We start from the raw sequence: 20,566 nt of genomic DNA on the forward strand, positions 1-20,566 counted from the left end.
TATGTCAACGACACTCAATGAAAACCTGCTGCTGGCGATTCCGCTCGCTCCGCTGGCCGGCTCGCTGATTGCGGGGCTGTTCGGGAACGCAGTGGGGCGCAAGGGCGCACACCGGATCACGATCCTCGGCGTATTGATCGCGTTCCTCCTGTCGGCGAAAGTCTTCGTCGACGTGATGGGCGGTGCGAGCTTCAACGCGACCGTCTACGAATGGATGAACGTCGGCTCGCTGAAACTCGAAGTCGGCTTCCTCGTCGATTCGCTGACCGCGATGATGATGGTCGTCGTGACCTTCGTGTCGCTGATGGTGCACGTGTACACGATCGGCTACATGTCGGAAGAAGACGGCTACCAGCGCTTCTTCTCGTACATCTCGCTGTTCACGTTCTCGATGCTGATGCTCGTGATGAGCAACAACTTCCTGCAGCTGTTCTTCGGCTGGGAAGCGGTGGGTCTGGTGTCGTACCTGCTGATCGGCTTCTACTTCACGCGTGAGAGCGCGATCTACGCGAACATGAAGGCGTTCCTCGTGAACCGCGTCGGCGACTTCGGCTTCCTGCTCGGCATCGGCCTGCTGCTCGCGTTCGCGGGTTCGATGAACTACGGCGAAGTGTTTGCGAAGCGCGCGGAGCTCGCGAGCCTGCACTTCCCGGGCACCGACTGGGGCCTGCTGACCGTTGCGTGTATCTGCCTGTTCATCGGCGCGATGGGCAAGTCCGCGCAGTTCCCGCTGCACGTGTGGCTGCCGGACTCGATGGAAGGCCCGACGCCGATCTCCGCGCTGATTCACGCGGCGACGATGGTGACGGCCGGCATCTTCATGGTGTCGCGCATGTCGCCGCTGTTCGAACTGTCTGACACCGCGCTGTCGTTCATCACGGTGATCGGCGCGATCACCGCACTGTTCATGGGCTTCCTTGGGATCGTCCAGAACGACATCAAGCGCGTGGTCGCGTACTCGACGCTGTCGCAGCTCGGCTACATGACCGTCGCGCTCGGCGTGTCCGCTTACCCGGTAGCCGTATTCCACCTGATGACGCACGCGTTCTTCAAGGCGCTGCTGTTCCTCGGCGCCGGCTCGGTGATCATCGGCATGCACCATGACCAGGACATGCGCAACATGGGCGGCCTGCGCAAGTACATGCCGATCACGTGGATCACGTCGCTCGTCGGTTCGCTCGCGCTGATCGGTACGCCGTTCTTCTCGGGCTTCTACTCGAAGGACTCGATCATCGACGCGGTGAAGCTGTCGCACCTGCCGGGTTCGGGCTTCGCGTACTTCGCGGTCGTCGCGAGCGTGTTCGTCACGGCGCTGTACTCGTTCCGCATGTACTTCCTGGTGTTCCACGGCGAAGAGCGTTTCCGCCAGCCGAAGCATCCGGAATCGCCGATGGGCATGGCCGCCGCACACGGTCACGACGATCACGGGCACGGCCATGGCCACGACGATCATGCGCACGAGCCGCACGAGACCCCGTGGGTCGTGTGGGTGCCGCTGGTCCTGCTGGCGATCCCGTCGGTGATCATCGGCGCGATCGCGATCGGCCCGATGCTGTTCGGCGACTTCTTCCAGCATGGCGTCGCGTTCGACAAGGTGATCTTCATCGGCGAAAACCATCCGGCGCTGGCCGAGATGGCCGAAGAATTCCACGGCTGGGTCGGCATGGGCCTGCACTCGGTGTCGGGCCTGCCGGTGTGGCTGGCGCTTGCCGGCGTCGTCGTCGCGTGGTTCCTGTACCTGAAGCGTCCGGATCTGCCGGCGTCGATCCGCCGCGCGTTCGGCCCGATCTACACGCTGCTGGACAACAAGTACTACATGGACAAGATCAACGAAGTGGTGTTCGCCCGTGGTTCGGTGGCGATCGGCCGCGGCCTGTGGAAGGAAGGTGACGTCGTCGTGATCGACGGCCTCGTCAACGGCAGCGCCCGGTTCATCGGCTGGTTCGCCGGCGTGATCCGCTTCCTCCAATCCGGTTACATCTATCACTACGCGTTCGCCATGATCATCGGCATGCTGGGGCTCCTGACCCTGTTTGTAACGCTCGGCGGCAAATAAGGCGGGGGACAACACTAATGCACGCTTTTCCGATTCTCAGTACCGCGATCTGGCTGCCGATCGTTTTCGGCCTCCTCGTGCTCGCGGTCGGTAACGACAAAAACCCGGGGACGGCCCGCTGGGTCGCGCTGATCGGTTCGCTGCTCGGCCTCGCGGTCACGATTCCGCTGATCACGGGCTTCGATTCGAGCACGGCTGCGCTGCAGTTCGTCGAGCAGTCGACCTGGATCGAACGCTTCGACATCTCGTATCACCTTGGCGTCGACGGCATCTCGATGTGGTTCGTCGTGCTGACCGCGCTGATCACGGTGATCGTCGTGATCGCCGCGTGGGAAGTGATCACCGAAAACGTCGCGCAGTACCTCGCGGCCTTCCTGATCCTGTCCGGGATCATGATCGGCGTGTTTTCGGCGGCCGACGGCCTGCTGTTCTACGTGTTCTTCGAGGCGACCCTGATCCCGATGTACATCATCATCGGCGTGTGGGGCGGCCCGAACCGCGTGTACGCGGCGTTCAAGTTCTTCCTGTACACGCTGGCCGGCTCGCTGCTGATGCTGGTCGCCCTGATCTACCTGTACACGGAAACGCATTCGTTCGACCTTGCGACGTGGCAGAACGCGAAGATCGCGATGACGCCGCAGATCCTGCTGTTCATTGCATTCTTCCTCGCGTTCGCGGTGAAGGTGCCGATGTGGCCGGTGCATACCTGGCTGCCTGACGCACACGTGGAAGCGCCGACGGGCGGCTCGGTCGTGCTGGCGGCGATCATGCTGAAGCTCGGCGCCTACGGTTTCCTGCGTTTCTCGCTGCCGATCACGCCTGACGCGAGCCACTTCCTGGCGCCGGTCGTGATCACGCTGTCGCTGATCGCGGTGATCTACATCGGCCTCGTCGCGATGGTGCAGGCCGACATGAAGAAGCTGGTCGCGTATTCGTCGATCGCGCACATGGGCTTCGTCACGCTCGGCTTCTTCATCTTCAACCAGCTCGGCGTCGAAGGCGCGATCGTGCAGATGATCTCGCACGGCTTCGTGTCGGGCGCGATGTTCCTGTGCATCGGCGTGCTGTACGACCGCGTGCACTCGCGCCAGATCGCCGATTACGGCGGCGTCGTGAACGTGATGCCGAAGTTCGCGGCATTCGCGATGCTGTTCTCGATGGCCAACTGCGGCCTGCCGGGTACGTCGGGTTTCGTCGGCGAGTTCATGGTGATTCTCGCGGCCGTCCAGTACAACTTCTGGATCGCGTTCGGCGCGGCATTCACGCTGATCCTCGGCGCTGCCTACACGCTGTGGATGTACAAGCGCGTGTACTTCGGCGCGGTCGCGAACGATCACGTTGCCAAGCTGAAGGACATCGGCCGTCGCGAATTCACGATGCTGGCCGTGCTCGCCGCGTTCACGCTGCTGATGGGCCTGTATCCGAAGCCTTTCACCGACGTGATGCACGTTTCCGTGGAAAACCTCCTCTCCCACGTCGCGCAGTCGAAGCTGCCGCTGGCCCAGTAATCGCGAGCGGAGGAAATCAAGATCATGAACGCTCCTATGAATGTCCTGTTGCCTGACGCGCTGGTGATGGTCGCCATCGTGGTCGCATGGCTGAACGACACCTTTACCGGTGCCGCCGGCCGCCGCCTGACCTATCTGATCGCGGTGGTTTCGTCGGTCGTCGCCGGCGTCTGGTTTGCCTTGCAGGCGCTGGACCCGCAGCCGTACTACTTCTTCTCGCGGATGGTCGTCGTCGACTCGTTCGCGAGCATGATGAAGGCCGTCGTGTCGATCGGCTTCGCGGTCTCGCTCGTCTATTCGCGCAAGTATCTCGAAGACCGCGACATGTTCCGCGGTGACGTGTTCCTGCTCGGCATGTTCTCGCTGCTCGGTCAACTGGTGATGGTGTCCGGCAACAACTTCCTGACGCTGTACCTCGGCCTCGAACTGATGTCGCTGTCGCTGTACGCCGTCATCGCGCTGCGCCGCGATGCCGCGCAGTCGAGCGAAGCCGCGATGAAGTACTACGTGCTGGGCGCGCTCGCGTCGGGCTTCGTGCTGTACGGCATCTCGATGCTTTACGGCGCGACCGGCTCGCTCGAGCTGGGCGAGGTGTACAAGGCGGTCGGCGGCAACACCGACGCAGCCGTGCTGATGTTCGGCGTGATCTTCATCGTCGCGGGTATCGCGTTCAAGCTTGGCGCCGTGCCGTTCCACATGTGGGTGCCGGACGTCTACCAGGGCGCGCCGACCGCGATGACGCTGTTCGTCGGCGGCGGCCCGAAGGTTGCCGCGTTTGCGTGGGGTCTGCGCTTCCTGGTGATGGGCCTGCTGCCGCTCGCGCAGAACTGGCAGACCGCGCTCGTGATCCTCGCTGCGCTGTCGCTGATCGTCGGCAACATCACCGGTATCGTCCAGCGCAACATCAAGCGGATGCTCGCGTACTCGGCGATCTCCAACATGGGCTTCGTGCTGCTCGGCCTGCTCGCCGGCATCGTGAAGGGCGACGCGGCCGCACCGGCGAACGCTTACAGCTCGGCGATGTTCTACGCGATCGTCTATCTGATCACGACGCTCGGCTCGTTCGGCGTGGTGATGCTGCTCGCGCGCCGCGATTTCGAAGCGGAAACGATCGACGACTTCAAGGGTCTCAACAAGCGCAGCCCGGTGTTCGCGTTCGTGATGATGGTCATGATGTTCTCGCTGGCCGGCATTCCGCCGACCGTCGGCTTCTACGCGAAGCTCGCGGTGCTCGAGGCGACCGTCAACGCGGGCCTGACTTGGCTGGCCGTGCTGGCCGTGATCACGTCGTTGTTCGGCGCGTTCTACTACCTGCGCATCGTCAAGCTGATCTATTTCGATGCGCCGCAGGACACGGCCCCGATTACCGGCGACTTCTGCAAGCGTACGATCCTGGTGCTTAACGGTGTCGCGGTCGTCGTGCTGGGCCTGATCCCGAGCCCGCTGCTGACGGCCTGCCTGCAGGCGATTCGTCACACGCTGCCGCTGTAATGTCGGCAGCCGGCTGGTTCATCGTGCTGTTGGCGCTCACGGGCGCCAACGTGCCGTTCCTGAACCAACGTCTCTTCGCCGTCGTGCCGTTCGGCGCGGCGAAGAAGAGCGCGTGGATCCGGATCGGCGAGCTGATCGTCCTGTATTTCGTGGTCGGCGCGCTGGGCTTCTGGCTCGAGTCGCGCGCCGGCAACCGCTTCGAACAAGGCTGGCAGTTTTACGCGATCACGTTCAGTCTTTTCGTCGTGTTCGCGTTTCCCGGCTTCACGTTCCAGTATCTCGTCAAACGACGCTGACGGCTGCGGCCGTCGCGTGCTCACTCCTCAGGAGCCCGCCGATGGCCGAACTTCCCAATCACGACGCCGCACTGACCGAAACCTGCCTCGAAAGCGAGGCGATTTTCGAAGGCTCGTTCCTCAAGCTCAAGCGCGACACCGTTCGCCTGCCTGACGGCAAGCAGGCCACGCGCGAATACGTGCAGCATCCGGGCGCGGTGATGGTGATTCCGCTGTTCGACGACGGCCGCGTGCTGATGGAAAGCCAGTATCGGTATCCGATCGGCAAGGTGATGGCCGAATTCCCGGCCGGCAAGCTCGATCCGAACGAAGGTGCGCTCGCGTGCGCGGTGCGCGAGCTGCGCGAGGAAACCGGCTATACGGCGCGTGAATACGTGTTCCTGGCCCGGATTCACCCGATCATTTCCTATTCGACCGAATTCATCGATCTCTATCTCGCACGCGGGCTGACGGCCGGTGAACGCAAGCTCGACGAAGGCGAATTCCTCGAAACCTTCACCGCGACGCTGGCCGACCTGCTCGAATGGGTGCGCACGGGCCAGATCACCGACGTGAAGACCATCATCGGCACGATGTGGCTCGACAAGGTGCTGTCCGGCGCGTGGCCGCTGGGTCCGGTCGAGCGGCCCTGACGGGCGTCTGCAACGGGTCGGGCGCCGCGTTACAATCCCGTGACGCGGCCGCCGTGCGGTAACGCGCTCCCGGTTTAGCACGGTCGTTCACAAAAGCGCGTTTTGCGCTACACTCGTCACACGCCCTGATTCAGCATGAAGGTCCTCGATTTACAGTGCCCGCACGGTCATCGGTTCGAAGGCTGGTTCGCTTCCGCCGATGAGTTCGAAGCGCAGTTGTCCCGCAAGCTGGTCGAATGCCCGGTATGCGGAACGACGCAGATCAATCGGATGCCGTCGGCTCCGCGCCTGAACCTGTCGGGTGCGACGCAGGCGCAGCCGGCCGATCCGCGCGCGTTGCAGGCGCACGTGATGCGGGCACTGCGAGAGGTGCTGGAGAAAACCGAGAACGTGGGCGAGCGCTTCGCCGAGGAAGCGCGGCGCATCCATTACAACGAGGCGCCGGCACGGAGCATTCGCGGCGTCACGACGCCGGAGGATGCACAGTCCTTGGTCGAAGAAGGCATCGACGTGATGCCGCTGCCGATTCCTGCCGCGCTTAAAGAACCGCTGCAATGACGTACGCAGTGTGTTCGTGGCCGGGGCGGCTGCGGACAGGAGACACTGCGCATGGATCTGGATTATTCCCCCGCCGACGACGCATTCCGCGCCGACGTCCGCGCGTGGCTCGAGGCGAATCTGCCTCAAGCACTGCGCGTCAAAGTACTTGATCACAAGCGACTCGACCGCGAGGATTTCGCAAGCTGGCACCGGCTTCTCGGCCAGCGCGGCTGGTCCGCGCCTGCATGGCCGGTGGAATACGGCGGGCCGGGCTGGAACGCGACGCAGCGGCACATCTGGGACGAGGAGTGCGCACGCATCGGCGCACCGACCGTGCTGCCGTTCGGCGTGTCGATGGTCGCGCCGGTGCTGATGAAATACGGCAGCGACGCGCAGAAGCAGCACTATCTGCCACGTATCCTCGACGGCACCGACTGGTGGTGCCAGGGCTATTCGGAGCCGGGTTCCGGGTCCGATCTCGCGTCGCTGCGCACGCGCGCCGAACGTCACGGCGACTACTACGTCGTCAACGGCCAGAAGACCTGGACGACGCTCGGCCAGTATGCGGACATGATGTTCTGCCTCGTGCGCACCGATCCGGCGGCGAAGAAGCAGGAGGGCATCTCGTTCCTGCTGATCGACATGAAGACGCCAGGCATCACCGTGCGCCCGATCATCACGCTCGACGAGGATCACGAAGTCAACGAAGTCTTCTTCGAGGACGTGAAGGTGCCGGTCGACAATCTCGTCGGCGACGAGAATCGCGGCTGGACCTATGCGAAGTATCTGCTCGGCCACGAGCGTACCGGCATCGCGCGCGTGGGCGCGTCGAAGCGCGAACTCGCGTTCCTGAAGCGCGTGGCGTCGAACCAGCGCAAGAACGGCAAGCCGTTGCTCGCCGATCCGGTGTTCGCCGCGAAGGTCGCGGCGCTCGAAGTCGAGCTGATGGCGCTCGAGGTGACGGTGCTGCGCGTCGTGAGCCGCGAGACGAGCGGCCAGGGGCCGGGCCCCGAGGCGTCGATGCTGAAGATCAAGGGAACCGAGGTGCAGCAGGCGCTCACCGAGCTGATGTTCGAGGCGATCGGCCCGCTGGCCGCGCCGTTCGACGTCCCGTTCCTCGCCGGCGAGCGCGAACACAGCATCGCCGGCGACGACGATGCGGCGCCGCTTGCCGCGTACTACTTCAATTATCGGAAGACGTCGATCTACGGCGGCTCGAACGAAATTCAGAAGAACATCATCGCGCAGATGATCCTCGGGCTGTGATCAGGTAACGGAGACAACCATGGATTTCGGTTTTACCGATGAGCAGCAACAGTTCGCCGACGCGCTGCGCCGTTATCTCGGCGAGCAGTACGGTTTCGACGCGCGCCAGGCCATCGTGCGCAGCGACGCCGGCGTGTCGGACGTGCAATGGAGCGCATTCGCGGAGCTCGGCCTGACCGCGCTGCCGGTGCCCGATGCACACGGCGGCTTCGGCGGCGGCACCGTCGACATGCTGGTGGCGATGCAGGAGCTCGGCCGCGCACTCGTCGTCGAACCGTACTGGGCGACGGCGGTCGGCATCGAGGCGCTGAGGGTCGCCGGTTCCGGCACGGGGGACGATGCGGCTCTGCTGGAAGCGGTCGCTCAGGGGCAGAAGCGCCTGGCCGTGGCGTTCCACGAACCGCGGGCGCGCTATGACCTGTACGAAATCGATACGCGTGCGCGCGAGGACGGCGGCACACATCGGCTGACCGGCACGAAATCGATTGTCCAGCATGGTGCGCAGGCACATGCGTGGATCGTGCCCGCGCGCGTCGACGGCGGCGGCATCGGCCTGTTCGTCGTCGAGCGCGACGCCGCGGGCGTCAAACTCGCCGATTACCGGACGATCGACGGCCAGCGCGCCGCAACGATCGAGCTGCATGAAACGCCCGCACGGCAGTTGACCGGCGGCGCGCGCGATGCGGCTGCGCTCGAGCAGATTGCCGACTACGCGACCTTCCTGCTGTGCGCGGAAGCGGTCGGCGCCCTCGACGAGTTGAATCGTGCGACAGTCGAGTACACGAAGACGCGCGAGCAGTTCGGCGTACCGATCGCGCGCTTCCAGGCGCTGCAGCACCGGATGGTCGACATGCTGATTCACGCGGAGCAGGCGCGTTCGCTGACGTATCTCGCCGCGGTGCGTTACGCGGGCGGCGATGCCGGCGCGCGGCGCAAGGCGGTGTCCGCCGCGAAGGCGCGCGTGGGAGCGGCCGCGCGGTTCGTCGGCCAGCAGGCCGTGCAACTGCACGGCGGGATGGGCGTGACCAACGAGGTCGCGGCCGCGCACCTGTTCAAGCGGTTGTCGATCATCGAGATCACGCTTGGCGACACCGATCATCACCTTGCGCGCATCGCGGCCCTGCCGGATTTCGCGCAGTTCGACGCTGCATGACGGCGACGCGCGAGCGCGCCACGGGAGACGCACAAGTGGGTATCAGCTACGAAGATCTGGAAGTCGGCAGCACGACCGAAATCGGTCGCTACACGTTCGAGTCGGACGACATCAAGGCGTTCGCGCAACGCTACGACCCGCAACCGTTCCACCTCGACGAGGCCGCCGGCAAAGCATCGCCGTTCGGCGGCCTCGTCGCGAGCGGCTGGCATACCTGTTCGGTGTTCATGAGCCTGCTCATCAAGAAGCTCGGCCCGGATTCGACGAGCATGGGTTCGCCCGGCATCGATTCGATTCGCTGGCTCAAGCCCGTGCGCGCCGGCGACACGATCACGATGTACCAGAAGATTCACGACAAGCGCGTGTCGGCTAGCAAGCCCGATCGCGGCATCGTGTCGACGGAGTGGATCGGCATCAACGAAGCCGGCGACACGGTGATCACCGTTCACACGAAAGTGATCTTCGGGCTGCGTCATCCGCAAGGAGTGGGCGCATGACCGACACGACATTGCCGCTCATCGCATCGGCGCCGGCGCTGCATGCTCTGGTCGGTGCGGAGCCGTTTGCCAGCGGCTGGATCGAGGTCGATCAGCAGCGGGTCGACCGTTTTGCCGATGCGACCGACGATCGCCAGTGGATTCATGTCGATCCCGAGCGTGCGCGGCGCGAGTCGCCTTTCGGCGGCCCGATCGCGCACGGGTTCCTGACACTGTCGCTGATTCCCGCGCTGATGACCGACGCGATGCGCTTCGAGCAGAAGATGGGTGTGAACTACGGACTGAACCGCGTTCGGTTCCTGAAGCCGGTGGCAGTCGGTGCGCGCGTGCGTGCGCTGTTCGCAGTGAAGGAAACGGCGGACGCCGCGCGCGGTGGCGTACAGGTAACGTGGTCGGTGTCGGTGCAGGCCGATCGTCCCGATGCGCCGCAGCTTGTTTGCGCGGCGGAATTCATCACGCTGCACTACTTCTGACGCGTGCAGCGGCATCGCCGGATGCCGCCGCGCTCGCCGTTGCCTGCCGCATCAGTGCTTCGCGTATTGCGTTGCGCCGAACAGGATCTCGCGTGCCTTGTCGTCCTGCAGCGCCTTGCGCAGCGACGAGAGAACTTCGACGCCGCGCTGCACGGCCGGGCGCGCGGCAATCGCTTCATGCCAGCGCTTCACGTTAGGCAGTTCATCGAGCACGATGCCCTGGTTCTGCCACGAACGCGTCCACGGAAACGTCGCGATGTCCGCGATCGTGTACGTGTCGCCCGCGAGATATTCGGATTCGCCGAGGCGCTTGTCCATCACGTTGTACAGGCGCTTCGCTTCGTTCGTGTAGCGATTCACCGCATATTCGATTTTTTCCGGTGCGTAGATGCGGAAATGGTGTGCCTGTCCGAGCATCGGGCCGACCCCGCCCATCTGGAACATCAGCCATTCGAGCGTCGCGTAGCGCGCGGCCGGATCCGACGGCAGGAACTTGCCGGTTTTTTCCGCGAGGTAGACGAGGATCGCGCCCGATTCGAACAGCGAGATCGGCTGGCCGCCCGGGCCGTCGGAATCGACGATCGCGGGAATCTTGTTGTTCGGGCTGATCTTCAGGAATTCTGGCTTGAACTGGTCGCCCGCACCGATGTCGATCGGATGCGCTCGATACGCGAGGCCGGTTTCCTCGAGCATGATGTGGATCTTGTGGCCGTTCGGGGTCGCCCAGCTGTAGACGTCGATCATCGTCAACTCCTTCGTTGCATGCGCGAAAACGGCGCCGGTACGGCGCCGCGACAGGCGGTCATTAGAGCATGGATCGCCGTGCGCTGCAGGCGGCGCGAAACCGCGCCGGCAACAGGCACATGCGTGTCGCCGCAACGCCGGTAACGCCGTTGGAGCGGTGGAGTCGCCCGGGCATTAGCGCTTGTAGCGCGGTGCCCGTTTCTCGAGAAATGCGGTAATTCCCTCGAACGCATCCGCGTGATGCAGCGACGCGACGAAGTGATCGCGCTCGGCGCCGAGATGTGCGTCAAGCGGCTGCGCGGTTGCGTCGTCGAGCAGCGATTTGATGCGCGTGAGCGCGTTCGGCGAGACGCCGGCCAGCGAGTCGGCCCACGCGAGCGCGTCGGACAACGCGGCCCCCGGCGCGGCGAGCCGGTTGACGATACCGAGCGCATGCAGGCGTTCGGCCGCGACGGGCTTGCCCTCGAACAGGATTTCCGCCGCCAGCGCGCGCGGCAGCGCACGGGCGAGGAACCAGGAGCCGCCGCCGTCCGGCGTGAGGCCGACGCGAGCGTACGACATCACGAATTTCGCGTCGTGCGCGGCGACGATCAGATCGCATGCGAGCGCAAGCGAGAAGCCTGCGCCGGCCGCCGCGCCTTCGACTGCTGCGATCACCGGCTTCGTCGACGCGCGAATCGCCGTAATCCATGCGGCGAGCTGATCGATGCTGTCAGCCTGGTAAGACGGGTCCTTCGATCGGTTGTCGAGCAGCCGGTTCAGGTTGCCGCCCGCGCAAAAGAAACGGTCGGCGCCCGTGAGCACGACGGCGCGGATCGCCGGATCGCGATCGGCGGTGGCGAGCGCTTCGACGCCGGCTGCGTACATGTCGGGATGCAGTGCGTTGCGTGCGCCGGGGTTGGACAACGTGAGGACGAGCGTCGATTCGCTTTCGGGCGGACGCGAGGCCAGCAGTTCAGCGCTCATGCGAGTGTGTCTCCATCGAATGGCGACGCTGCGGCGTCGCGCGTTGCGCATGCAGGCGAGCGTGACGCTGCAGCGGATGTAATGGCGTCGTGACGGACGTGAAACTGCTTTAGACTAGCACGAACGTGCTTTTTGGCGCGATGCATCCCGATGCGGCCGGTAGCGCTGCGGCCGCGCTTCAAGCAACGCAGGAGACTCCGATGCTACAGCTGTGCGGTATTCCGTTGTCCAACTATTACAACAAGGTGAAGTTCGTGCTGCTCGAGCACGGCATCCCGTTCGAGGAATCGACATGCGGCTTGCCGATCAGCGACCCGGCATTGCTCGCCGATTCGCCGCTCGGCAAGATTCCGTTCGTGAAGACGGAAGAGGGCGCGCTGTTCGAATCGCAGGTCATCGTCGAGTATCTGGCGGCGCGCTACCCTGAGAAGGCGATCCTCCCGCATAGTCCATTCGCGGCCGCCAAGGTACGTGAACTCGTCGAGACGCTCGAGCTGTATCTCGAATGGACGGCGCGCGAAGTTTATACGGAAGCATTTTTCGGCGGCAAGGTCAGCGACGGGATGAAGGCGCACGTCGAGAAGCGCCTGCCGCGCGCGATCGACGCATTCAAGCAAATGGCGAAGTTTTCACCGTATGTGCTCGGCGACACGTTTGGCTTGGCCGACATCGCCGCGACGGTACATCTGCCGGTGATCGGAATGGCAACGAAGGCGATCTTCGGCCGCGATTTCCTGGTCGACGCAGGCATTGACTGGAAGGCGCATGCGAAGCTGGTCGGCGAGCGGCCCGCCGCACAACGCGTGGCAGCCGATCGCAAGGCGTATATCGAAGCATCCGGCATCGCGCGTTCATAAGCGCGATGGGGCGGGCGCGGCGAGCGGCCGCGCCCGGCCGGCCCAATCCGGTTTACAAGCGCGCGAGCCGTTCTAGTGCGGATGCGAGCGTGCTTTCCTGTTTCGCGAAGCAGAAGCGCACGACGCCCGATTCATGCGGCTCGTGATAGAACGCGGACACCGGAATTGCCGCCACGCCGATTTCCGAGGTGAGCCATTTCGAGAATTCCGCTTCCGGCAGGTCGCTGATCGCCGAATAATCGACGCACTGAAAGTACGTGCCCGTGCACGGCAGCAGCCTGAAGCGCGTGCGTTCGAGGCCGGCGCGGAAGAAGTCGCGCTTCTTCTGGTAGAAATCGGGCAGCGTCAGGTACGGTGCCGGATCGCGCAGGTAGTCGGCGAGCCCGATCTGCATCGGCGTGTTGACCGTGAATACGTTGAACTGGTGGACCTTGCGGAACTCCGCGGTCAGCGCCGCGGGCGCCGCGACATAGCCGACTTTCCAGCCGGTCACGTGGTACGTCTTCCCGAAGCTCGACACGATGAAGCTGCGCGCGGCGAGCTCCGGGTAGCGCGCGACGCTCTCGTGGCGCGCACCGTCATAGACCATGTGCTCGTACACCTCGTCCGACAGGATCAGCACGTTGGTGCCGCGCACGATCTCCTCGAGCCTGCGCATGTCCGTGTCGCGCCACACCGTGCCGGTCGGATTGTGCGGCGTGTTGATCATGATCATGCGTGTCTTTGGCGTGATCGCCGCCGCGAGACGATCGAACGGAATGGCGTAGTCCGGCGCTTCCAGCGTGACGAACACGGGCTTGCCGCCGGCCAGTTCGATCGACGGCAGATAGCTGTCGTAGGTCGGTTCGATGACGATCACTTCGTCGCCCGGATGCACCGCGCACAGGATTGCCGTCAGCAGCGCCTGCGTCGCGCCGGCGGTCACAGTGATCTCCGTGGCCGGATCGTAGCGCCGGCCGTAGACGTGCGCGATCTTGTCGGCAATCGCGTCGCGCAGCGGGGCCACGCCCGCCATCGGCGGATACTGGTTGTGCCCGTTGCGCATCGCGGCCGAGACCGCGTCGACGATGCGCGGATCGCAGTCGAAATCGGGGAAGCCCTGCCCGAGGTTGACCGCGCCTTTCTCGGCGGCGAGCGCGCTCATGACCGTGAAAATCGTCGTGCCGACGTTCGGCAGGCGCGAGGGGAAAACGGGAGTCTTGGGCATGTCGGAAGGAGCGTTCATCGATACGGTCGCAAGCGGTGTGGCGCCGGGCCTGTCAGGCCGGCGTGGAGGTGGTGGCCGACGCGGCATCGAGCGCGCAGGCTTCGGTAAACGGCGCAGGCTGTGCGATCCGGAAGCCGAAGTCGCGCGCAGTGCGCTTCGCGAGCTTGAGCAGCGCGCGATCCTTCGATACGAGCCAGTCGGCCTGCGCGGCGCGCGCGAGCTCGAGAAATTTCTGATCGTCGCGGTCCTTGCATTTCGGCAGCGGCAGCGTGTCGGCGGCGGCGATGGCCGGCGGCTCGACGAGCGTCGCCAGGCGCGCGACGATCGCGAGCGCTTTGGCCTTGTCGATCGCGCGCGCCCGGAACTGCGGATAGTCGAGCACGAGTTCGAGCTCGTTCAGGCAGCGGCCGTCGATCACGGCGCCGAGCGTACCGCGCTCGAGCGCAGCACGGATCGGGCGCGTGGCAGGGTCGTCGAACACGAGGATGTCGATCCAGACGTTCGAGTCGAGCACGACGCGAAGCGCGTCATGCGGGGCGAGGGAGCGGGTCATTCGTTACAATCGGTGGTTTTCGTCTGACCGCAAGGCACGGCGTGCCAGCGAGCCTCTATGATAATCGTTCTCTCTCCCGCCAAATCCCTCGACTACGATACGCCCGCCCACGTCCCGTCTTACACGAAGCCTGCATTCGTCGAGGATGCGTCGGAACTGATCGATGGTCTGCGCAAGCTGTCGCCGCAGGACATCGCAACGCTGATGGATATCTCCGATCCGCTCGCGCGCCTGAACTTCCAGCGTTACGCCGACTGGTCGCCGAATTTCACGACGGCCAATGCGAAGCAGGCGGTGCTCGCGTTCAACGGCGACGTCTACGAAGGATTCGACGCAAAATCGCTGTCGGCTGCCGATCTCGACTTCGCGCAGCAACACGTGCGCGTGCTGTCGGGCTTGTACGGGCTGCTGCGTCCGCTCGACCTGCTGCAGCCGTACCGGCTCGAGATGGGGACCCGTTTCGCGAACGCGCGCGGCAAGGATCTGTACGCGTTCTGGGGCGACCGGATCACCCGGGCGCTGAACGAGCAGCTCGAGACGCGCACGGGTGCAGCGCGCGTGCTGGTCAACTGCGCGTCCACCGAGTACTTCAAGTCGGTGAAGCCGAAACTGCTGGCCGCGCCGATCGTCACGCCGGTATTCGAGGACTGGAAGGGCGGCCGCTACAAGATCATCAGCTTCCACGCGAAGCGCGCCCGTGGCCTGATGGCGCGCTATATCGTCGAGAACCGCATCGCCGAACCCGCGGCGCTGAAGGATTTCGCGATGGAAGGTTACGCGTTCGACGCGGCTGCGTCGAACGATTCGACTTACGTATATCGCCGGCGCATCGGCGAGTGACCATGCCGGCCGTTCACGAGGCGGCCGGCGCAAGCATGAGGCCGGACATGCGGCAAACCGCCCGCTCCGGTCGCAATTGGAGAGAAGGATGACCCTTTCGATCACCAGCAATTTCGATGCGGGCGCGATCGACGTCGTGTCGTGCGACAGCCCGGACGCGATCCGTCTGCGCGTGCGCGGCGACAGCCGTTCCGAGTTCGCGCAATGGTTTTACTTCCGCCTGACCGGCGCCCGCGATGAGCGTTGCGTGATGGCGTTCGAGAATGCGGCCGACTGTGCGTATCCGTCGGGATGGCGCAACTACAGTGCGGTCGCGAGCTACGACCGCGTCGACTGGTTTCGCGTGCCGACGACATTCGACGGCAAGACGATGACCATCGACCACACGCCGGAATTCGACAGCATTTACTACGCATACTTCGAGCCATATTCGGAAGAGCGCCATGCGGCGTTCGTCGGTGCGGTCCAGCAGCTGCCGCACGCGAATGTCGTCGAGCTTGGGCGCACCGTCGAAGGCCGGCCGATGTCGCTGCTGACGCTTGGCACGCCGGAAGTCGACGGCGCGCCGAAGAAGAAGGTGTGGATCATCGCGCGCCAGCATCCCGGCGAGACGATGGCCGAGTGGTTCGTCGAAGGGCTCGTCAAGCGGCTCGCCGGCTGGGGCGACTGGGCGGGTGACCCGGTTGCGCGCAAGCTGTACGACCACGCAACGTTCTACATCGTACCGAACATGAATCCGGATGGCAGCGTGCACGGCAACCTTCGCACCAACGCGGCGGGCGCGAACCTGAACCGCGAGTGGATGGAACCCGATGCCGCGCGCAGCCCGGAAGTGCTGGTCGTGCGCGACGCGATCCATGCGACCGGTTGCGACATGTTCTTCGACATTCATGGTGACGAGGATCTGCCGTACGTGTTCGTTGCGGGTTCGGAGATGCTGCCAGGCTTTACCGAGCAACAGCGCAGGGAGCAAGCCGCATTCATTGATGCGTTCAAGGTCGCAAGCCCCGACTTCCAGACCGAGCACGGCTATGCGGCGAGCAAGTACAAGGAGGACGCGCTCAAGCTCGCGTCGAAGTACATCGGCCATCAGTTCGGCTGCCTTTCGCTGACGCTCGAGATGCCATTCAAGGACAACGCGAACCTGCCCGACGAGCGCGTCGGCTGGAACGGCCAGCGCAGCGCGGCGCTCGGCGCGGCGATGCTCGCGGCAATCCTCGCGCACGTCGAGACGTTCGCGTAAGCGCGCAGTCGTCGATATGAAAAAAAAAGCCGGCGCATCGTGCGATGCGCCGGCTTTCTTGCTTCTGTCGTTGCCGCTCCGTCGTATCAGGACTTCTTCGCGGTTTTCTTTTTGACGGCTTTCTTCGTACCGCTCGATTTTTTCGTCGCGACTGCCTTCTTGCCGCCGGTGCGGCCGGCTGCGTTCGCTTTTGCCTTGCCGCGGTGCGACTTGCCCTTGAACTTCTTCGTCGACGACGACGGGCGCTCGACACGGGGCTTCAACGGCGGCACGGGATCGTTCCAGCTGAACGCGAGCATTTGCTGACCGACGTAGCCGCAACGGAATTTCAACGGTGTCGGTGCGCTGCCGTCGTTGCGGACGCCGAGGCCGTCCACGGTGACGATGTTGTCGACCTTCACGCGCTGCTTGCCCTGATCGAACGAATCGTTCCACGGCGTCATTGTTGCGTTGCCGCTTTCGAACGCATTCGGCGCGAAGTCGACGCGGTCGAACGCCGACGACGTGCTCGCGATGAAGCTGCCGTGCGCCGCACAATCCGCGACGATCGGATCGGCATGCATCTCGTTGACGAATTTGTTGATCAGTTCGGAGCGCTGGTCGAGGAGGTCGGCGAATACCGGTGCCGGAAGCGCAAGCGACAGGCCCGCGACACAGGCTGCCAGCTTGCCGAGCGCCCGGAAAATCCGGAGCGAGGCAGGAGAGCTGTCCATCAGGTTATTGGTGAGAAGCAAGTGAGGCATCGGGACGTATAGATGCCCGATGAAGATCAGGAGTTCAATCTTAGCGTAAAAAAGTGGTGCGTCAGTAGACGTCGCGCTCTCCCGCGCTCCGCAAGCGGTTCGACGCACGCGTTGTTGGACCGGGACAGCTCAGGCATTCAAGCGCGCGGGCCGCCGAGACGATAGCGGCGGACATCGAACGTCGTGACCCATGCGGGACGATAGACGGCGATGAGCGCGGTCGCCATCCCGGTGAACCATGCTTCGCCGAGCGCGAGCAGCGCTGTGTTCAGCATGTAGCCGGCCGGAATCACGACGGGCACGCCATCCGCGAGCGCGAGCTGCACACCGGCCGCCGCACCGGCAACCGCGACGATCGCGATGGCCGGCGACAGGAAGCCCTGCCCGGTGATGAACGACGCGAGGTTGTGCGGCAGCCACGCGAGCGCCGCGCGCTGCAGCAGCGCGGATACCGCGACCGGCAGCGCGCCGTACACCAGATAGGTGAGACCGACGCCTTGCCACGGTGCGTCGAAAACAACTGCCGCGACGCCCGTGACGGCACCCATCGCGATCAGTGCGAGCGTCCAGTCGAACAGCGTAACGAGTAGCGTCGCGCCGAGCAGATGCATGACGATCCCGTCCTCGAGCCACGCGTTCGACGCCCACAGAACCGCGATCGCGGTGACGAGCGCGAGCCACACGTGCTGGAGCGTTGCGTCCTGCAGGCGGACGAAAGGACGATTCCAGATCGCGAGCGCGAGCAGCGCCACGGCGGCGATCCAGCCACCGACGCCTACCCAGAGCGGAAGCGGTGTGAAAAGAAAACCCATGCGTTCATATTACTCGTTGAGGATCAAAGGTGGGAATCCGCACATTCCGAACGTCGCAATATCGAGACTGTCCGACTAGCGCTCGCGCCGAAACCGTGCCGGCGGCTCGGCCGCGAGCGGCAAGTCGCGGGTACCGGCGTTTGCCGCGGGCAACGGATACGCACGCTCTCTCCGTTGCGCGCGCAGCGGAACCGGGCCGCGCTCCCCGATGGCCGGTTTGCTGGCGCGATCGCGGTTGGCCAGAAGCACCTCGAGATGCGGCGACAACCAGCCGTTGTAGATCGCGACCGCGGCGGCGCGATTTGCCGCGCCGAGTTGCTGGAAGATGCTGGCGAGATGGATCTTCACGGTGCCTTCGCTGATTCCGAGCGTTCGCGCAATCATCTTGTTGGTGCTGCCCATGTGAACGAAACGCATGATTTGCGCCTGCCGCGGCGATAGCAGGCCGACGGGCGGCCTGCGTGGCAGGGATCCGGCCAGTTTCTGGAAATGGGCGTCGTTGCGCGCCGCGGCGGCGGACGGCAGTAGGCTCAGCGCGATCGGCGGGATGTAGTGGCCGCCGAGCAGCACGATTTCGAGTGCCCGCACGATCAGATGCGGCCGCGTGGAATGCGGGATCACGCCCGCGACGCCATAGTTGTAGAAGCGCTGGATGGCTTGCGGCGTGGACTCGTCGATCAGTACCGCGGTGGGAGTCGGCGAGCACGCGCTGGACAGCGCCTGGACTTCGCTCAGCCTGCCGACGTCCGGCCAGTTGATCGCGACCAGATCGAAACGCTGGGTGCGCAGCAGCCGGCGCGCCTGGAAGCCGTCGGGCGCATCGTTGATGCTGGCGTGACGGTCGATCTGCCGCAGCAGGGCTTTCAGTCCGTCACGCCGTTCGGCGTCTGAATTCAGCACCAGGAACCGCATATTCAACCTCCTTAAGATGAATCATTGAGCTGCCGTCGGCATGCCTTCAGTCCGATAATGACAAAAACCTTACACGATGTCTGCTTGGCTGAAAGGCTTAGGAAAAGTCTGAAATGTCGGCGGATGGTGCGATCGACGAAAAAAAAGCCGCTCCGGCTGGAACCGGGAGCGGCTTCGGGCGGGGCAGGCCATGCTGGCCTGCGACGCGGTCAGTGGAAGTGCGGTTGCGCGGGCGACGCGTCTTCCGGCATTTCGGCGTGGACGATTTCGCCGAGCGGATCCGCATAGAGCGGCACGCCGCAGTCGTCGCAATATTCGGGTTCGAAGCGTCCGGCGTGCCGCCGGACGTCCGTTACGCCGCATTCCTTCAGCAAACTCACGATTTCTTCGAGCGGCCCGTCGATCGGCGCCTCGCCTTCGAGCGTCGCGCTGTCGATCGCCACGTCGCCGTTTTCGCGGCCGTAGAGCGGCCACACGACTCCATAGATCACGTCGTTGCTGGCGCGTCGCGTGAAGCCGACGCGATACTCGTCGATCCGTCGTTCGCCGAAGCCGGCAACCACAGCACGCAGTTCCTGCGGCGCTGCACCAAGTGTGTCGAAAAGATAACGGATGGCCGTTCGGACTGTGTGCGGACGGATTCGCTCGTCCGCATCACGGCAAGCGGAGTAGTACGCGTCCGGAAGCAGGCATTCGAACTCGCAGCCCGGGAGTGCGACCGACAGATTCGGGCCGCCCTGGGCAGTCCATTGTTCCAGGCATTGGCCGCGTTCGATCCGGTTGCCGTGCTCTTCTTCCTGCCAACGGAACAGCGGTGCGCCGGCGGGGGCGGCGACGACGGCGAGCAGGAAGCGCGGATCGGCCAGAATCGGCGAAGTCTCGGGCAGGTCGCCGAAGCTCAGCTTGGCCGCGTGCTGGCCGACGGCTGCATGCGCGAGTTGCTGGGCGAGCCGGTAGGTCTCGACGTGGTGTCGCGGCAACTGATCGATGCTGTACAGGAACGGCGCGAGTCCCACGAGCGTCCCGGATGCCAGCACATGCGCGTGCAGATGAGCACGCAGCGCGTCCGCGACGTCGCCTTTCAGCGGACCGGACGGGATCATGTAGCGCGTCCATGCAAGAACGGGGACGGCGACCAGCAGTGCATCGTACGGCTGGCCTTCGTGATCGATCACCATCGATTCGCTGTGCGTCTCGGCCATGTCGGCGAGCGCGCCATATGCATCGGGATGATTCTGCTGCAGATGATCGAGTGCCGCGTCGAGCGTCGTCTGGTTGCCGTTGCGAACGATCTTGGCGAGCAGCGCATCGAGCTTCGCTTCCCAGAAGCGATCCTCAATGCGGCTGCCGGAGGCGAAGAGCGCAAGCGACAGGCCGACCAGTTTGTCGGCGTCGGGGGGGAGGCGTTTGGCGATTCGCTGGCGCATATTAAATACGTATAGAAAGAGGCGAAGAACCTCACATTCTAGTCCGTTCTTTGCACCATAAGCGCTCTCGTGCTCGGGCATGGCTGGAAGGTCGTCTGGACGGGGGGCGAAATAAATCCGCCGAACCCCTTGCGCGATCGCTGAACGATGCCTAGAATCACGCCTCTTTCGCGCTAACGGAAACGCGGCGCGGGAGAAGAAGGGAAGCGGTGCGATTGGGTCTGCGGTAGCGGCCCTGGGCACACGAAGCTGAACCCCTCGCGGTCGCAACGAAGCAGTTCAGAAAGTTGTTGACGAGCGAAGAAAGGCGGTTCATAATCTCGCTTCTCTGCTGCTGAAAACGCAGCGCT

At 64.3% G+C, this 20,566-nt stretch carries 21 protein-coding genes; 13 read left to right on the plus strand and 8 right to left on the minus strand.

The window, feature by feature from the left end; genetic code table 11:
• Position 1: 1 nt before the first annotated feature.
• From nuoL to KDW55_RS25960, 10 genes are all read left to right on the plus strand, one after another.
• Entirely contained in the window at positions 2-2,056 is a 2,055-nt protein-coding gene (gene nuoL, locus KDW55_RS25915) for an NADH-quinone oxidoreductase subunit L (protein WP_040144668.1), read from the plus strand.
• A gap of 17 nt (positions 2,057-2,073) precedes the next feature.
• Positions 2,074-3,564, plus strand: coding sequence for an NADH-quinone oxidoreductase subunit M (locus KDW55_RS25920; RefSeq protein WP_040144667.1), 1,491 nt, complete (start codon positions 2,074-2,076; stop codon positions 3,562-3,564).
• A gap of 36 nt (positions 3,565-3,600) precedes the next feature.
• Positions 3,601-5,055: an NADH-quinone oxidoreductase subunit NuoN gene (gene nuoN, locus KDW55_RS25925; RefSeq protein WP_212161849.1), complete on the plus strand. Its 1,455-nt coding sequence runs from the start codon at positions 3,601-3,603 to the stop codon at positions 5,053-5,055.
• Positions 5,055-5,351: a DUF2818 family protein gene (locus tag KDW55_RS25930; protein ID WP_040144665.1), complete on the plus strand. Its 297-nt coding sequence runs from the start codon at positions 5,055-5,057 to the stop codon at positions 5,349-5,351. The genes nuoN and KDW55_RS25930 overlap by 1 nt, the downstream gene beginning before the upstream one ends.
• 41 nt (positions 5,352-5,392) lie before the next feature.
• The gene (locus KDW55_RS25935; RefSeq protein ID WP_040144664.1) at positions 5,393-5,983 is read left to right on the plus strand and encodes an NUDIX hydrolase; all 591 of its coding nucleotides are present in this window, start codon (positions 5,393-5,395) and stop codon (positions 5,981-5,983) included.
• A 135-nt stretch (positions 5,984-6,118) separates the two neighbouring features.
• Positions 6,119-6,541: a DUF1178 family protein gene (locus KDW55_RS25940; protein WP_040144663.1), complete on the plus strand. Its 423-nt coding sequence runs from the start codon at positions 6,119-6,121 to the stop codon at positions 6,539-6,541.
• A 51-nt stretch (positions 6,542-6,592) separates the two neighbouring features.
• The gene (locus KDW55_RS25945) at positions 6,593-7,789 is read left to right on the plus strand and encodes an acyl-CoA dehydrogenase family protein (RefSeq protein WP_212161846.1); all 1,197 of its coding nucleotides are present in this window, start codon (positions 6,593-6,595) and stop codon (positions 7,787-7,789) included.
• Positions 7,790-7,808: 19 nt separating this feature from the next.
• A complete protein-coding gene (locus KDW55_RS25950) occupies positions 7,809-8,942 on the plus strand; it encodes an acyl-CoA dehydrogenase (RefSeq protein ID WP_212161847.1) in 1,134 nt (377 codons plus the stop codon).
• A 35-nt stretch (positions 8,943-8,977) separates the two neighbouring features.
• Positions 8,978-9,439: a MaoC family dehydratase gene (locus tag KDW55_RS25955; protein WP_040145002.1), complete on the plus strand. Its 462-nt coding sequence runs from the start codon at positions 8,978-8,980 to the stop codon at positions 9,437-9,439.
• Complete coding sequence (locus KDW55_RS25960; RefSeq protein ID WP_040144660.1) at positions 9,436-9,912, plus strand: MaoC family dehydratase; 477 nt, start codon at positions 9,436-9,438, stop codon at positions 9,910-9,912. The genes KDW55_RS25955 and KDW55_RS25960 overlap by 4 nt, the downstream gene beginning before the upstream one ends.
• A gap of 51 nt (positions 9,913-9,963) precedes the next feature.
• Here KDW55_RS25960 and KDW55_RS25965 read toward each other — a convergent pair whose 3' ends face one another.
• Positions 9,964-10,656, minus strand: a complete 693-nt coding sequence (locus KDW55_RS25965; protein ID WP_212161848.1) for a glutathione binding-like protein — start codon at positions 10,654-10,656, stop codon at positions 9,964-9,966.
• A gap of 174 nt (positions 10,657-10,830) precedes the next feature.
• The gene (locus tag KDW55_RS25970) at positions 10,831-11,622 is read right to left on the minus strand and encodes an enoyl-CoA hydratase (RefSeq protein WP_059546432.1); all 792 of its coding nucleotides are present in this window, start codon (positions 11,620-11,622) and stop codon (positions 10,831-10,833) included.
• A 200-nt stretch (positions 11,623-11,822) separates the two neighbouring features.
• Here KDW55_RS25970 and KDW55_RS25975 point away from each other — a divergent pair, with 200 nt between their 5' ends.
• Entirely contained in the window at positions 11,823-12,479 is a 657-nt protein-coding gene (locus KDW55_RS25975; protein ID WP_069241980.1) for a glutathione S-transferase, read from the plus strand.
• A gap of 52 nt (positions 12,480-12,531) precedes the next feature.
• Here KDW55_RS25975 and KDW55_RS25980 read toward each other — a convergent pair whose 3' ends face one another.
• Both KDW55_RS25980 and KDW55_RS25985 read right to left on the minus strand, forming a co-directional pair.
• A complete protein-coding gene (locus KDW55_RS25980; protein WP_059546433.1) occupies positions 12,532-13,704 on the minus strand; it encodes a pyridoxal phosphate-dependent aminotransferase in 1,173 nt (390 codons plus the stop codon).
• A gap of 34 nt (positions 13,705-13,738) precedes the next feature.
• Positions 13,739-14,239 (minus strand): putative toxin-antitoxin system toxin component, PIN family, encoded by a 501-nt coding sequence (locus tag KDW55_RS25985; protein ID WP_069241574.1) that lies wholly within the window; start codon positions 14,237-14,239, stop codon positions 13,739-13,741.
• 57 nt (positions 14,240-14,296) lie between these two features.
• Between KDW55_RS25985 and yaaA the strand changes: the two genes are divergently transcribed.
• Positions 14,297-15,079: a peroxide stress protein YaaA gene (yaaA, locus tag KDW55_RS25990; RefSeq protein ID WP_209820862.1), complete on the plus strand. Its 783-nt coding sequence runs from the start codon at positions 14,297-14,299 to the stop codon at positions 15,077-15,079.
• Positions 15,080-15,167: 88 nt separating this feature from the next.
• Positions 15,168-16,322: a M14-type cytosolic carboxypeptidase gene (locus tag KDW55_RS25995; protein ID WP_040144655.1), complete on the plus strand. Its 1,155-nt coding sequence runs from the start codon at positions 15,168-15,170 to the stop codon at positions 16,320-16,322.
• Positions 16,323-16,408: 86 nt separating this feature from the next.
• Here the strand turns inward: KDW55_RS25995 and KDW55_RS26000 are convergent, their stop codons facing one another.
• From KDW55_RS26000 to KDW55_RS26015, 4 genes are all read right to left on the minus strand, one after another.
• The gene (locus KDW55_RS26000; protein ID WP_040144654.1) at positions 16,409-17,065 is read right to left on the minus strand and encodes a hypothetical protein; all 657 of its coding nucleotides are present in this window, start codon (positions 17,063-17,065) and stop codon (positions 16,409-16,411) included.
• A gap of 137 nt (positions 17,066-17,202) precedes the next feature.
• Complete coding sequence (locus KDW55_RS26005; RefSeq protein WP_040144653.1) at positions 17,203-17,877, minus strand: energy-coupling factor ABC transporter permease; 675 nt, start codon at positions 17,875-17,877, stop codon at positions 17,203-17,205.
• Between the two features lie 75 nt (positions 17,878-17,952).
• On the minus strand, positions 17,953-18,789 hold the full coding sequence (locus KDW55_RS26010; protein ID WP_040144652.1) for a response regulator transcription factor: 837 nt from the start codon (positions 18,787-18,789) through the stop codon (positions 17,953-17,955).
• Positions 18,790-18,998: 209 nt separating this feature from the next.
• Positions 18,999-20,216: a DUF2863 family protein gene (locus KDW55_RS26015; RefSeq protein WP_040144651.1), complete on the minus strand. Its 1,218-nt coding sequence runs from the start codon at positions 20,214-20,216 to the stop codon at positions 18,999-19,001.
• Between the last annotated feature and the right edge of the window lie 350 nt (positions 20,217-20,566).

Source organism: Burkholderia sp. AU19243 (assembly GCF_018148075.1).
Taxonomy (GTDB): Bacteria; Pseudomonadota; Gammaproteobacteria; order Burkholderiales; family Burkholderiaceae; genus Burkholderia; species Burkholderia latens_A.

What these genes read in the sequence shown, in the direction of transcription:
- KDW55_RS25980 (WP_059546433.1), bottom strand. Translation starts at nt 13,704, where the DNA reads ATGAACGCTCCTTCCGACATGCCCAAGACTCCCGTTTTCCCCTCGCGC.
- KDW55_RS25970 (WP_059546432.1), bottom strand. Translation starts at nt 11,622, where the DNA reads ATGAGCGCTGAACTGCTGGCCTCGCGTCCGCCCGAAAGCGAATCGACG.
- yaaA (WP_209820862.1), top strand. Translation starts at nt 14,297, where the DNA reads ATGATAATCGTTCTCTCTCCCGCCAAATCCCTCGACTACGATACGCCC.
- KDW55_RS26010 (WP_040144652.1), bottom strand. Translation starts at nt 18,789, where the DNA reads ATGCGGTTCCTGGTGCTGAATTCAGACGCCGAACGGCGTGACGGACTG.
- KDW55_RS25935 (WP_040144664.1), top strand. Translation starts at nt 5,393, where the DNA reads ATGGCCGAACTTCCCAATCACGACGCCGCACTGACCGAAACCTGCCTC.
- KDW55_RS25930 (WP_040144665.1), top strand. Translation starts at nt 5,055, where the DNA reads ATGTCGGCAGCCGGCTGGTTCATCGTGCTGTTGGCGCTCACGGGCGCC.
- KDW55_RS25995 (WP_040144655.1), top strand. Translation starts at nt 15,168, where the DNA reads ATGACCCTTTCGATCACCAGCAATTTCGATGCGGGCGCGATCGACGTC.
- KDW55_RS25945 (WP_212161846.1), top strand. Translation starts at nt 6,593, where the DNA reads ATGGATCTGGATTATTCCCCCGCCGACGACGCATTCCGCGCCGACGTC.
- KDW55_RS25960 (WP_040144660.1), top strand. Translation starts at nt 9,436, where the DNA reads ATGACCGACACGACATTGCCGCTCATCGCATCGGCGCCGGCGCTGCAT.
- KDW55_RS26015 (WP_040144651.1), bottom strand. Translation starts at nt 20,216, where the DNA reads ATGCGCCAGCGAATCGCCAAACGCCTCCCCCCCGACGCCGACAAACTG.
- nuoL (WP_040144668.1), top strand. Translation starts at nt 2, where the DNA reads ATGTCAACGACACTCAATGAAAACCTGCTGCTGGCGATTCCGCTCGCT.
- KDW55_RS25985 (WP_069241574.1), bottom strand. Translation starts at nt 14,239, where the DNA reads ATGACCCGCTCCCTCGCCCCGCATGACGCGCTTCGCGTCGTGCTCGAC.
- KDW55_RS26005 (WP_040144653.1), bottom strand. Translation starts at nt 17,877, where the DNA reads ATGGGTTTTCTTTTCACACCGCTTCCGCTCTGGGTAGGCGTCGGTGGC.
- KDW55_RS25975 (WP_069241980.1), top strand. Translation starts at nt 11,823, where the DNA reads ATGCTACAGCTGTGCGGTATTCCGTTGTCCAACTATTACAACAAGGTG.
- KDW55_RS25950 (WP_212161847.1), top strand. Translation starts at nt 7,809, where the DNA reads ATGGATTTCGGTTTTACCGATGAGCAGCAACAGTTCGCCGACGCGCTG.
- KDW55_RS25920 (WP_040144667.1), top strand. Translation starts at nt 2,074, where the DNA reads ATGCACGCTTTTCCGATTCTCAGTACCGCGATCTGGCTGCCGATCGTT.
- KDW55_RS25940 (WP_040144663.1), top strand. Translation starts at nt 6,119, where the DNA reads ATGAAGGTCCTCGATTTACAGTGCCCGCACGGTCATCGGTTCGAAGGC.
- KDW55_RS25965 (WP_212161848.1), bottom strand. Translation starts at nt 10,656, where the DNA reads ATGATCGACGTCTACAGCTGGGCGACCCCGAACGGCCACAAGATCCAC.
- nuoN (WP_212161849.1), top strand. Translation starts at nt 3,601, where the DNA reads ATGAATGTCCTGTTGCCTGACGCGCTGGTGATGGTCGCCATCGTGGTC.
- KDW55_RS26000 (WP_040144654.1), bottom strand. Translation starts at nt 17,065, where the DNA reads ATGCCTCACTTGCTTCTCACCAATAACCTGATGGACAGCTCTCCTGCC.